The 12090-nt window shown below is 62.7% G+C and carries 11 protein-coding genes; 3 read left to right on the top strand and 8 right to left on the bottom strand.

The window, feature by feature from the left end; translation table 11 throughout:
- Nucleotides 1-7 precede the first annotated feature (7 nt).
- Nucleotides 8-1078, bottom strand: coding sequence for a succinyl-diaminopimelate desuccinylase (dapE, locus tag ABIE52_RS31405; protein WP_030536946.1), 1071 nt, complete (start codon nucleotides 1076-1078; stop codon nucleotides 8-10).
- A gap of 49 nt (nucleotides 1079-1127) precedes the next feature.
- Between dapE and dapD the strand changes: the two genes are divergently transcribed.
- Together dapD and ABIE52_RS31395 are read left to right on the top strand one after the other, a co-directional pair.
- Nucleotides 1128-2081: a 2,3,4,5-tetrahydropyridine-2,6-dicarboxylate N-succinyltransferase gene (gene dapD, locus ABIE52_RS31400; protein WP_019749368.1), complete on the top strand. Its 954-nt coding sequence runs from the start codon at nucleotides 1128-1130 to the stop codon at nucleotides 2079-2081.
- Nucleotides 2081-3463: an amino acid permease gene (locus ABIE52_RS31395; protein ID WP_003945184.1), complete on the top strand. Its 1383-nt coding sequence runs from the start codon at nucleotides 2081-2083 to the stop codon at nucleotides 3461-3463. Before dapD ends, ABIE52_RS31395 begins: the two co-directional genes overlap by 1 nt.
- Before the next feature lie 9 nt (nucleotides 3464-3472).
- Here the strand turns inward: ABIE52_RS31395 and ABIE52_RS31390 are convergent, their stop codons facing one another.
- Both ABIE52_RS31390 and ABIE52_RS31385 read right to left on the bottom strand, forming a co-directional pair.
- Nucleotides 3473-4231: an ABC transporter permease gene (locus tag ABIE52_RS31390; protein ID WP_063316837.1), complete on the bottom strand. Its 759-nt coding sequence runs from the start codon at nucleotides 4229-4231 to the stop codon at nucleotides 3473-3475.
- A complete protein-coding gene (locus ABIE52_RS31385; RefSeq protein WP_142006228.1) occupies nucleotides 4231-5220 on the bottom strand; it encodes an ABC transporter ATP-binding protein in 990 nt (329 codons plus the stop codon). Before ABIE52_RS31385 ends, ABIE52_RS31390 begins: the two co-directional genes overlap by 1 nt.
- Before the next feature lie 211 nt (nucleotides 5221-5431).
- Between ABIE52_RS31385 and ABIE52_RS31380 the strand changes: the two genes are divergently transcribed.
- Complete coding sequence (locus ABIE52_RS31380) at nucleotides 5432-6652, top strand: HNH endonuclease (RefSeq protein WP_257237613.1); 1221 nt, start codon at nucleotides 5432-5434, stop codon at nucleotides 6650-6652.
- Here ABIE52_RS31380 and ABIE52_RS31375 read toward each other — a convergent pair.
- From ABIE52_RS31375 to fdxA, 5 genes are all read right to left on the bottom strand, one after another.
- Nucleotides 6649-8250, bottom strand: a complete 1602-nt coding sequence (locus tag ABIE52_RS31375) for a substrate-binding and VWA domain-containing protein (RefSeq protein WP_007726253.1) — start codon at nucleotides 8248-8250, stop codon at nucleotides 6649-6651. The two genes, ABIE52_RS31380 and ABIE52_RS31375, sit on opposite strands and share 4 nt — an antisense overlap.
- A 213-nt stretch (nucleotides 8251-8463) precedes the next feature.
- On the bottom strand, nucleotides 8464-9876 hold the full coding sequence (locus tag ABIE52_RS31370) for an acyl-CoA synthetase (RefSeq protein ID WP_050656032.1): 1413 nt from the start codon (nucleotides 9874-9876) through the stop codon (nucleotides 8464-8466).
- 12 nt (nucleotides 9877-9888) lie between these two features.
- Nucleotides 9889-10569, bottom strand: coding sequence for a rhomboid family intramembrane serine protease (locus ABIE52_RS31365; RefSeq protein ID WP_192712338.1), 681 nt, complete (start codon nucleotides 10567-10569; stop codon nucleotides 9889-9891).
- A gap of 64 nt (nucleotides 10570-10633) precedes the next feature.
- On the bottom strand, nucleotides 10634-11737 hold the full coding sequence (dapC, locus tag ABIE52_RS31360) for a succinyldiaminopimelate transaminase (protein WP_192712337.1): 1104 nt from the start codon (nucleotides 11735-11737) through the stop codon (nucleotides 10634-10636).
- A gap of 5 nt (nucleotides 11738-11742) precedes the next feature.
- Nucleotides 11743-12066, bottom strand: a complete 324-nt coding sequence (gene fdxA / locus ABIE52_RS31355; protein ID WP_003945248.1) for a ferredoxin — start codon at nucleotides 12064-12066, stop codon at nucleotides 11743-11745.
- Nucleotides 12067-12090 lie beyond the last annotated feature (24 nt).

The following is a 12090-nucleotide window of genomic DNA, read 5'->3' as shown; positions in this document are numbered from 1 at the left end:
CTAACGGTCAGGCCGACAGATACTTCCTCAGCACGGCCGCGACGTCGGTGATCTGCTGCACCGGAACGTGCTCGTCGCGCTTGTGCGCGAGGTTCGGATCACCCGGTCCGTAGTTCACGGCAGGAATGCCGAGCGCCGAGAACCTGGACACGTCGGTCCACCCGTACTTCGCACGGAACTGACCACCGGCCGCCTCGATCAGGGCGGCAGCGGACGGGTTCGCCAAGCCAGGCAGCGCGCCAGGCGAGGAGTCGGTGACCTCGAATCCGAGGCCCAGACCGTCGAACACTTCGCGCACGTGCGCCTCGGCTTGTACCTCGCTGCGATCGGGCGCGAATCGGAAGTTGACGTCCATCTCGGCTTCGTCCGGGACGACGTTTCCGGCGACGCCACCGGAGATCCGCACCGCCGACAAGCCCTCGCGGTAGCCGCAACCGTCGATGTCGACCGAGCGCGGCTGGTAACTCGACAACCGCTCCAACGCTCCGCCGAACTTGTGAATGGCATTGTCCCCCAGCCAGGACCTGGCCGAATGGGCGCGAGTTCCCGAAGCCGTCAACCGCACCCGCATCGTGCCCTGACACCCGGCCTCGATGAAACCGGCCGTCGGCTCACCGAGAATTGCGACGTCCGCCGCGAGCCATTGCGGGATCTCGCGTTCGATCCGTCCCAGGCCGTTGTACGTTGCGGCGATCTCTTCGCAGTCGTAGAAGACGAGGGTCAGATCGTGGGCCAGGTTCTCGATGGTGGCCGCAAGGTGTAGGAAGACCGCGTCGCCCGACTTCATGTCCACGGTCCCGCAGCCGTGCAGGATGTCGCCGTCACGCCGCGAAGGAACGTTGTCCGCGATCGGCACCGTATCCAGATGTCCGGCGAGCATGACCCGACTGGGCAAACCACGCGACGTACGCGCCAACACGGCATTGCCGTTGCGGATGATCTCGAAGCCCGAAGTCTGCTCACGCAGCGCATCCTCGACAGCCTGCGCAATGACGGATTCGTCGTGCGAGACGCTGGGGATGTCGACCAGGGCGGCCGTCAAGTCGATGGGGTCCGAAGCAAGATCGAGGATGCTCACACGCACCAGCCTAGGCCGGTGCACCCACCACCCAGTAATCTCTAGTCCCGTGAGCGCACAGGGAGCAACAGCAGTAGGTATCGCCAACGTGACCGCGGACGGAACCGTCCTCGACACCTGGTTCCCGGCACCGGAGCTGGGAACATTCGACAAGACCGGTACCGAGAACGTCGAGGGAACAGATATTCCTTCCGATCTTGCACTGCTGGCAGGCACTGATGACGCTCGCGAGGTATCGCAGGTCGTCGTGCGCACCACCATCGCCGATCTCTCCAAGGCGCCGGTCGACGCACATGACGTCTACCTGCGCCTCCATCTCCTCTCGCACCGTCTCGTCGCACCCCACGGTGTCAACCTCGACGGCCAGTTCGGCCTGCTCAGCAACGTCGTGTGGACCAACTTCGGCCCGTGCGCCGTCGAAGGTTTCGAGCAGGTTCGCTCGCGTCTGCGCATCCGCGGCGTCGTGACCGTGTTCAGCGTCGACAAGTTCCCCCGCATGGTCGACTACGTCGTGCCGTCCGGAGTCCGCATCGGTGACGCGGACCGTGTCCGACTCGGTGCACACCTCGCCAGCGGAACGACCGTCATGCACGAGGGCTTCGTCAACTTCAACGCCGGCACCCTCGGCAACTCGATGGTCGAAGGCCGCATCTCCGCGGGCGTCGTCGTCGACGACGGATCCGATGTGGGCGGCGGCGCCTCGATCATGGGCACCCTCTCCGGTGGAGGCAAGGAAACGATCTCCCTCGGCAAGCGCTGCCTCCTCGGTGCAAACGCCGGCCTCGGCATTTCGCTCGGCGACGACTGCGTCCTCGAAGCGGGCCTCTACGTCACCGCCGGCACCAAGGTCACCGGCCCGGACGGAACCGTCGTCAAGGCCAAGGAACTGAGCGGCAAGTCGAACCTTCTCTTCCGTCGTAACTCGGTCTCGGGTGCCGTCGAGGTCGTGCCGTGGAAGGGCACCGGCGTCGAACTGAACGCTGCCTTGCACGCTAACGACTGATGAGTAGCACCGACGTCTCCGACGGAACAACCACTGCTCTCGGCCACGGTCTCAAGGTCCGCCATCTGACGATGATGGGCCTGGGCTCGGCCATCGGCGCCGGCCTGTTCCTCGGAACCGGCGTCGGTATCGCCAAGGCCGGGCCGGCCGTCCTGATCTCCTACATCCTTGCGGGCGCCGTCGTGGTGTTCGTGATGCGCATGCTCGGCGAGATGGGCGCCGCGATCCCGGCCAGCGGTTCCTTCTCTCACTACGCGCGCCTGGGGATCGGCGAGTGGGCCGGCTTCGTGATGGGCTGGCTCTACTGGTTCATGCTGATCATGGTGCTGGGCGCCGAGATCACCGGGGCTTCGGCGATCGTGAACGACTGGGTGCCGTCGATCCCGCAATGGGTTGTCGCCCTGGTTTTCGTGGTGTTCTTCGCCGTGGTGAACCTGGCGAAAGTCAGCAACTTCGGTGAGTTCGAGTTCTGGTTCGCCGCAATCAAAGTCACCGTCATCATCGGCTTCCTGATCATCGGTGTCCTGCTGGTGTTCGGCATCCTCCCCGATACCGATCCGGTCGGTACGAGCAATCTGTTCGGGCAGGGCGGCTTCATGCCCAATGGATTGTCCGGCATTGCCGCAGGACTTCTCGTCGTGGCATTCGCCTTCGGTGGGATCGAGATCGTCACCATCGCCGCAGCCGAATCCGAGAATCCGGAACGCTCCATCGCCGTCGCTGTCCGGAGCGTCGTGTGGCGCATCAGCGTCTTCTACATCGGCGCCATCTCGATCATGGTTCTGGTGCTGCCCTGGAACGACCCCGAACTCGAGAGCGGCCCGTTTGTGGCCGTCCTGAACAAGGCGAACATTCCAGGCGTTGCCGGGTTCATGGAACTCGTCGTAGTGGTGGCGTTGCTTTCCGCCTTCAACGCCAACATCTACGGCACCTCTCGCATGGCGTTCTCACTTTCGCGCCGCGGCGACGGACCCGCCTTCATGGCGAAATTGTCGAGCACCGGAGTTCCGACCAATGCCGTTCTGCTGTCGGTGTTCTTCGGCTTCGTCAGCGTCCTGCTCAACTGGCTGCTCCCCGACGACCTGCTCGGCATCCTGCTCAACGCAGTCGGCGCTGCGCTGCTGGTCATCTGGATCTTCATCGTCGTCTCGCATCTGCGACTGCGTAAACAACTCGAAGCGTCGGGCAAGCTGACGGTTCGGATGTGGCTGTTCCCGTATCTGAGCTACGCGACACTCGCGATGCTCGGTGTGTTCGTCGTCCTCATGCTCTTCGACGCCGATGCCCGTGCACAGTTGATCTCGACCACCGTGTTGTTCCTCGTGATCGCGGCATTGGGTTTCCTGAACGCCCGTTGGCGTAAGCAGAATCAGCCCGTCTGATCCGTGTGCCTATGCATCCCGCCTGTTCACGACGACGATGCTGAGACCGAATACGACGAGCACGAAGAGGGCGAAGTAGATCAGGCTGCCCCATGGTCCCCAGTGGAAATCGACGCCACCGCTGGAACCGAGAAAATTGTTGGCGTTCATGAACGGCAGGAACGGCATGATCTTCTCGCCGATACTTCCGAACAGGTTGAAAAGATTCTCGATCAGCAAGGGCCACAACAGCAGAAGCGCGATCGCACCTGCAGACTGCCGGAGCAACGCGCCCACTCCTACGGCTAGAACTACGCAGAAGAACGCGTAGATCGGTGTTCCGTAGACGACCCGCCAGTTCTCGTCGCCGGACAGAGTCAAGAATCTTCCGGCGTCACCTGCCGTGGCCTTCGTGAGGGCGAAGGCGCCGAACGACAACACGAGAGTCAGCACCGCTCCGAACCCACCGATGAGGCCCGCTTTGGCGATGAGCACCGAGGCGCGGTTCGGAACTGCCTGGAATGTGGTTCGGATTGTCCCGAAACGATATTCGCTGGTGATCGCGAGGGCCGCCATGATCATCAGAACCAACACACCGAAGCCGGTCACTCCACTGAGTGCCCCCGACACTGTCGGCATCATTGCACCGTTGGGGTTGCTGAGCGACGACTTGGCGCTCAGTCCGAAAACGGTAGCGAGTCCCAACCCGAGCACGATGATGATGATCGTGCACCACAGCGGCGACTTGGTCGTGGTGATCTTGATACGTTCAGCACTGAGAACAGCCATTACAGTGCACCTCCCATAGCCTGCTGCGTGTTTGCCTGCTGTGTATTTGCGTGGTGTGCACCGACACCCGGATCGACACCGGATGCGTGGTACTGGACATCGTCCCCGGTCAACTTCATGAACGCATCCTCGAGCGACCCCTGCTGAGAAGCCAACTCGTACAACACGATCCCCTGCGAACCAGCCAAACCACCGATCACATCAGTGGTCGAATCCACCACCACCAAAGCCGGGGCAACACCGGAACCGTCCTCACGCACCGTCAACCCCTGCGAGAGCAACACACTGCGCAACGCATCGAGCTGAGGACTACGCACCCGCACCGTCGACTCCGACGAACGATCCACGAACTCCGCGACCGTCGAATCCGAAATCAACCGACCCCGACCGATCACCACCAACTGCTCCGCCGTGAGCGCCATCTCCGACAGCAGGTGACTCGACACCAGCACCGTGCGGCCCTCGGCCGCCAACCGCTGCATGAACTTACGAATCCAGACGATGCCCTCCGGATCGAGACCGTTGACCGGCTCGTCGAACAACAACACCTTCGGATCCCCCAACAACGCACCCGCCAACCCCAGACGCTGCGACATACCGAGCGAGAACCCGCCGGCCTTCTTGCCCGCCACCTCGGACAATCCGACCAACCCGAGCACCTCGTCGACGCGGGACTTCGGGATCCCGTTCGAAGCAGCCATCCACTGCAGATGTGCACGCGCACTGCGATTGGGGTGCACCCACTTCGCATCCAGCAACGCGCCGACAGTCCGCAACGGCGTCTTGAGCTCGCGGTACGGCTTGCCCTCGATCAACGCCGCACCCGACGTCGGCTGATCCAGACCCAGGATCATCCGCATCGTCGTCGACTTACCTGCACCGTTCGGGCCCAGGAAGCCCGTCACGATGCCCGGCTTGACCGTGAACGACAAATCGTCCACCGCTTTCGTCGGTCCGTAAACCTTGGTCAATCCCCTCAGCTCGATCATGAGGACCAGTCAACCATGAAAACCGAACTGTCGGAACTTTCAGACGCCAACGGAGAAAGGCGTTGCGTCCGTTCGCTGTCGAGGCTAGTATCGAATGTATGTTCGACACTACCGGGGGGTAAAAGTGACGACGCAAGTATCTGAACAGGCCATATCCAAACAGGCGATATCCGAAGAGACCATCGGACAATTCCGAGCATCACTCGTCAGCATGGATCGATCCATCGACAACGCAGCACGCGTGGATCTTCTGCGCGCTTTGGAAGAGTTGAAGGCCAGTTGCGCTGGTGCCCAGGCATTGCTGGCTGCCGATCTCGACGCGTTCACCCGCAACGACCGCAGCGAACGGGGAGTGCCGCGCGCATACCAAGGCCGTGGAATCAACGCGCAGATTGCCCTCGCACGGCGAGAGTCGGCTTGGTTCGGAACTCAGCATCTGAACCTGGCCCGCGCACTGAACGACGAGATGCCTCACACACTTCGACTACTCGTCGACGGCTCCATCAGTGAGCATCAAGCGACGATCCTCATGCGCGAGACTTCATGTCTCACCGCCCAGGATCGCGCTACATTGGATCGCGAGTTCTGCTGTGACGCTGCAATCTTGGACGGATGCGGCAACCATCAACTGACACAAAGAATCCGCGCACGCACTGCCGAAATAGACTCCGATAGTATTGCCAGACGAGCACGCAAAGCCGTGGGAGACAGACGAGTGACGTCACGGCCTGCGCCCGACACGATGTGCTGGCTCAATGTGTTTCTTCCCGTGGCCGAAGGTATCGCCGTGCACGCCACGCTCAGGCGCGACGCAGATTCCGTACTTGCCGGCGGGGACAAGCGCACCCGAGCGCAAATCATGGCTGATCTCCTGGTCGAGCGAGTTACCGGAATCGGCCGCGCCACACCGACACCCGTCACCGTGAATCTGGTTGTCTCCGACCAGTCATTGTTGGGCGAAAATTCCGACCCGGCGTACGTCCACGGGTACGGACCTGTACCAGCCGCTATTGCACGCGAATGGATCACCAAGGCCAGCGAAGACTCCGAAACGGTGGCAACGCTCCGAAAGCTCTACGCACGCCCCGATACGGGCGCGCTGACCGCAATGGAATCCACGGCGAGAACCTTCCCGAAGGGGTTGGCGCGATTGATCGAACTCCGTGATCGAAGCTGCCGTACTCCGTGGTGCGACGCGCCGGTTCGCCACCGCGACCACATTCGCGATCACTCGAGGGGTGGCCTCACCAGCGCAGCCAACGGTGCCGGGTTGTGTGCGGCATGCAATTACGCGAAACAGGGCTCGGACTGGACTGCCGAACCTGTACCAGGTAACCGGCACACCTTCACCACAACGACACCTACCGGGCACCGGTATTCGTCTGAGGCTCCGCCACTTCCGGCACCCTGGACCAGTCCGGATGCGGCCTAAGTTCCTCGGTGAGCCAATGCGTTCACGAACACCTCGGAAATCTCCGAGGGGTCACGAGCGATGTACGTCGAACCGCCCGTCACGCGGGAGATATCGGCGAGCGCCGCCGCATCTGCGTCATCGGTGATGCCGATGGTGACGATGATGACCGGACGCGCCGGATCCTGCTCGCGTGCAAGAACATCGAGTAACTGTTCACGGCTGATGCTGTCAGGATCTTCGTTTGCGCCGTCGGTCAAGATGATGACGCTGTTGACCGCTCGCGGATCGTACGATTCCTGAACCTTACGGAATGCGGCCAGAGTCGTGTCGTACAAACCTGTGGCGCCACGTTTGAGTTCGGTGAGCCGGTTCGCCTGATCTGCCATCAACTTTCGTTGAGTCACACCGTCGACGATCGTGTCGTAGCGCCTGATCGGCACCAATTCCTGGAAGTCCTGGGTTCCGTTCATACCTTGGGAAAACGCCCAGAGACCGGCAGCGACGCTGTCTGGGAAGACCTGATTGCCGGCCAGAGCAGCAGCAGTGGTCAACTGCATGCGCGTCTTGCCGCCTGCCGCCGGGTAGTCCATCGACGCAGACACGTCGATCGCAACGAGTGTCCGGATCGGCTTGGCCATCAGAGCCCAAGCGCCCAGTGTCTGATCGGCCACCGACTGTTCGGACACGGTCAGTGCCGTGACGTCACCGACTCCACCTTCGACGGCTCCACCGCCGGAAGTACGGAACCCGCTGCGCGTCAGCACTTCCTGAGCAGATTCACTGTGCAACAGCTCGGCGATGGCGTCACTCTTCTTGGCTGCGGCGTAGTGCCGGTCCGGTGCCGAAGCACTGACCACCAGGGGGTAATCCATGATCATGGTTCCCGTCGCCGGTACTGTCGCGGAAATCTTCGACTCGGCCTTCGTGAACTCGACGACCTGTTGCTCGGTCGAAACACCGACCTTTCCGGAGCTGACCAATTCGGTGAGCATCTTCTGTCCTACCGGCTGATCTTCGGTACGAACACTCTCCGCTTGCGCGTGGGGTACGAGTGCCGCTCGAACGGATTCGGAGGTGGCCCCGGTCTCCGCGAGAGCTCCGAGAATGGGCGCCGACGCAACCCCTGTGAACAACGGATTGCCCAACGCCAGATCGGGAACCTGTAGCGCCGTGAGCCAACTGGCAAACTGTTCGCCACCGCCGGAGGCAAGTACGACAGGCGAGGTGGCGATCGAACCGCCGGCGGCAGCGACCGGCCCTTTGGCCGTCAATGCAGCTTTGCCCACCCACGCTGTCGAATCCGGTATCCACATGTCCGGAGCGTCCACGCCCTTACCCAGGGTTCCCGCAACGTCCCCGGGCAGCGCAGAGGTAACCGTGATCCGCGAACAGCCTGTCTGCTCCGGCGACGATTCTGCGAGGATCTCTGTGACTGCCGGCGCGATCGCAGGATCCGCTGCCAGCGAGTACTCGTCGACGCTCTCGCAGGAATCGGACTGTGTTGCCTTGAAGACCACCACCCCGGTGGCGACTACCGCGACGGCAACCAACCCACCCACTGCGTAGAACCCGATCGACCGCCCGCTGTCAGGACTCGAATGCCGTCCGCCCGCCATGAAATCTGCCCTTCCGAGGCCACTCGCACTCAGGCATACCGACGGTATGCGCGCGACTGGAACTGTCCCTACCGGGCGGTAGTGTAGCCAAGAACACAGAAATTCCAACTAGCGCTGAATCGTCGGAGAACCGGCGAGCCCACATTTCGGGACAGGCCGGCCGAATTCACGAACCTTCAAGCGTCGCAGCGACTTTTCAGCAAACTGACCTGCCTAGAGCAGCTCACGCTTCTGAACCTTGCCCATCGCGTTACGTGGCAGAGTCTCGGCAAAGCGAACCTCACGGGGACGCTTATGCGCCGACAACTCCGCCCCGACCAACTCGACCAATTCGGCTTCGGTGACCTCGGGAGTCCCGGGCCTACGGACTACGACGGCGATGATCCGTTGCCCCAGATCGGCGTCGGGGACACCGATCACCGCAACTTCGGACACCGAAGGGTGCCCGAGGATGGCGGTCTCGATCTCGCCGGCGCCGACTCTGAATCCACCGGATTTGATCAAGTCGATGGATTCGCGGCCGACGATTCGGTGGAACCCACCCTCGTCGATGACGGCGACGTCACCGGTCTTGAAGTAGCCGTCCTCCGTCCAGGACTCGGCGGTTGCGTCCGGACGGTTCAAGTAGCCGTCGAAAAGCATCGGCCCACGTACCTGTAGGCCGCCGATACTCTCGCCGTCGTGCGGCACATCGTTGCCCTTCTCGTCACGAAGACGAGTCTCGACTCCGCGCAGCGGCACGCCGACCCACCCCGGGCGTCGCTCGCCGTCGAAACGCGTGCTCAGGGTCAGCATCGTCTCACTCATGCCGTAACGCTCGATGGGCGTCAATCCTGTTCGCTCCCGCAGCTTTTCGAAGACAGGCACGGGAAGCGGCGCACTACCGGAGACCAGAAGTCGGGCACCGGACAACGCGCGGGCAGCTTCTTCGTCTTCGGCGATACGCGACCAGACGGTGGGGACACCGAAGTAGAGGGAGCCTTTGGCCCTTGCGTAGTTTTCCGGCGTCGGCTTGACGGTGTGGATCACCCGGCTGCCGATCCGGAGGGGGCCGAGGATTCCGAGAATCAGTCCGTGCACGTGGAAGAGCGGAAGCCCGTGTACGAGGGTGTCTCGCCACGTCCAGTCCCAGGCCTCGGCGAGCGCGTCGAGCCCGGCTGCGATAGCCGAGCGACTGAGCAGAACGCCCTTCGGTGGGCCGGTAGTTCCGGACGTGTACAGGACGAATGCTGTGGACTGCGGTGCCGGTTCGGGATAGCTGTGCCACGAGCGAGCGTGCAATCGGACGGGAACCACGGGCAGACCTTCGCAGTGGTCGTCCGTTTCGCCGAGCCACGCCTGGGCACCGGAGTCACGCAGAATGTGCTCTCGCTCAGCCTTCCCCGAGTCCGGCGGGACCGGCACAACGGTGACGCCGGCAATCAACGCCCCGACGACGGCGAGAATCGTTTTTGCTGTGGGAGTTGCCAATACGGCAACCCGATCGGCCTGCGCCACTCGCTCCGCGACCGAGGTCGCGGCACCGAGAATGGCACTCCGCGAGAGAACCGTGTCACCGATCGTCACGGCGTCGTCGAGGTCGTCACCGCGGGCAACAGCAAGGGGGTTCAAGGATCTCAGCAGCACCACGACAGCATCTCACAGCGCGGATGGTCGCAAACTTTCTCCTGCCCGACGCGCGTCCATCGAGTGCGGAGGGAACAGCGTCACCAGCGCAGCCCCCAAGAGCGCCCCGGAAAGCACCGCGAATCCGTGTGCGTCGTCGACCGTCACCAATGTTGCGCCGCCGACGACAATCACGACCGTCAGAACAATCTCAGGCATTCGCGGGCGCACCAGAACGCCGATGCCCGCGGCCGCCGCTGCCAGAGCAAGCGTGGCACCGGAGTTGCCTGCGCCGGTCGACGGGAAGACTGCGGTGGTGAGCAAACCGAACAACAGTTGACCGAGCAGGAAGAGTGCCCAACCGCGTGCGGCGCCCCAGAGCCGAAAAGCAGGCGGCGCCACCACTGCCAACGTGAGAAGGTTGGCAACCGTCCCGGCAAGGCCGCCGTCCTGGACGAACACCGACGTCAGGATCCGCCACCACTGACCGTCGCGGATCAACGTGGGATCACGGCGAAACATGTCCAACAGTCCCGGCATCAGCGCCTGCAAAATTGACGGCCCTGCCACCACGAGCCAAAGCACAACGGCCGAAAGAGGTAGGTCTCCGAGTATTCGACGATCCTTCAGCCACGCGAGCATCAGCGCGATCGAGGCAACAACGACGGCGACAATCAGTACCGCGTCCAAGCCGCCGGTCCCTGAGGTGGTCACAGCGCGACCTTACATCGGACCGATACCGACATCAGGGAACCTGACACCTGGGAAAGCACACGATTCAGGCGGAGAGGCGCTTTGCTGCCGCGGCGATTCGCTCGTCTGTTGCAGTGAGCGCGATCCGCACGTGCTTGCTCCCGCTCGGTCCGTAGAACTCACCGGGGGCAACGAGGATCCCACGATCGGCGAACCAACTGACCGTCGCTCGACATTCCTCGCCGCGCGTCGCCCAGAGGTACAGACCTGCCTCGGAATTGTCGACGGTGAATCCGGCGCCTCGAACAGCTTCGATCAACACACTACGACGCTCGCGGTACCGCTCGCGCTGGATGTTCTCGTGTTGGTCGTCGCCCAAGGCTGCGGTCATCGCCGCCTGGATCGGTAGCGGCAGGATCATGCCCGCATGCTTGCGCACCTCGAGCAGTTCCGACACCAGAGCCGGATCACCGGTGACGAACCCGGCGCGATAGCTCGCGAGATTGGACGTCTTCGAAAGTGAGTGGACCGCAAGCAAACCGGTCAGATCACCGTCGTTGACACGAGGATCGAGAATGGAGAGCGCATCGGCTTCCCACGTCAATCCGAGGTAGCACTCGTCGGAGACGACGATGGCGCCGCGCTCGCGCGCCCAGGCCACGACCTTCTGCAAGTGCTCGAGGCCGAGCACCTTGCCGGTGGGATTCGAGGGCGAGTTCACGAAGATCATCGCCGCCGACTCGGGACCGAGCTTGTTCAAGCCGTCGGCGCGCAGGACACGAGCACCTGCCAGTTTCGCTGCGACCTCGTACGTCGGGTACGCCAACTCCGGAATGACCACTAGATCGTCGGCTCCGAAACCGAGCAATGTCGGCAGCCACGCGATCATTTCCTTGGTACCGATGGCCGGCAGCACCGCTGCCGGATCGACGTCGGGAATGTTGTAGCGGCGATCCAGTGACTCCGCCACGGCCTCGCGAAGCGCGAGCGTGCCATGAGTCGTCGGGTATCCGGGCACCTCGGCAACAGAGGCCAGAGCCTCCTGAATCACCGGGTCCACCGGATCCACCGGCGTCCCCACGGACAGGTTCACGATGCCGTCGGGATGAGAGTGCGCCTTCGCCGTGACGTCGGCGAGCGAATCCCACGGAAAATCAGGAAGCCCAGCGGCCACCGGAGTACGAGACAAGATCGCTATTCCTCACCCATGGGAGGCAGCGCCTTGATGAACGGCGTGTCGTAGTCGACCTTGCCGAGCTTGGCCGCTCCACCCGGTGAGCCGAGATCGTCGAAGAAATCGACGTTGGTGCTGATGTACGCGTTCCACTGGTCCGGGACGTCGTCTTCGTAGAAGATGGCTTCGACGGGACAGACAGGCTCACACGCGCCGCAGTCGACACACTCGTCGGGGTGGATGTAAAGCATGCGTCCACCCTCGTAGATGCAGTCGACAGGGCATTCTTCGATGCACGCCTTGTCCATCACATCTACACACGGTTCAGCAATCGTGTAGGTCACTGCCGATCTCCCTGCCTTCCTGTC

Source organism: Rhodococcus sp. OAS809 (genome assembly GCF_040546695.1).
GTDB lineage: Bacteria > Actinomycetota > Actinomycetes > Mycobacteriales > Mycobacteriaceae > Rhodococcus_F > Rhodococcus_F qingshengii.
This window is presented reverse-complemented; position numbering and strand designations above follow the sequence as displayed.

Bases quoted from the DNA above. Each gene is read 5' to 3' on its own strand.
- ABIE52_RS31395 (WP_003945184.1), top strand. From the start codon at position 2,081: ATGAGTAGCACCGACGTCTCCGACGGAACAACCACTGCTCTCGGCCAC.
- ABIE52_RS31390 (WP_063316837.1), bottom strand. From the start codon at position 4,231: ATGGCTGTTCTCAGTGCTGAACGTATCAAGATCACCACGACCAAGTCG.
- ABIE52_RS31385 (WP_142006228.1), bottom strand. From the start codon at position 5,220: ATGATCGAGCTGAGGGGATTGACCAAGGTTTACGGACCGACGAAAGCG.
- ABIE52_RS31380 (WP_257237613.1), top strand. From the start codon at position 5,432: ATGGATCGATCCATCGACAACGCAGCACGCGTGGATCTTCTGCGCGCT.
- ABIE52_RS31375 (WP_007726253.1), bottom strand. From the start codon at position 8,250: ATGGCGGGCGGACGGCATTCGAGTCCTGACAGCGGGCGGTCGATCGGG.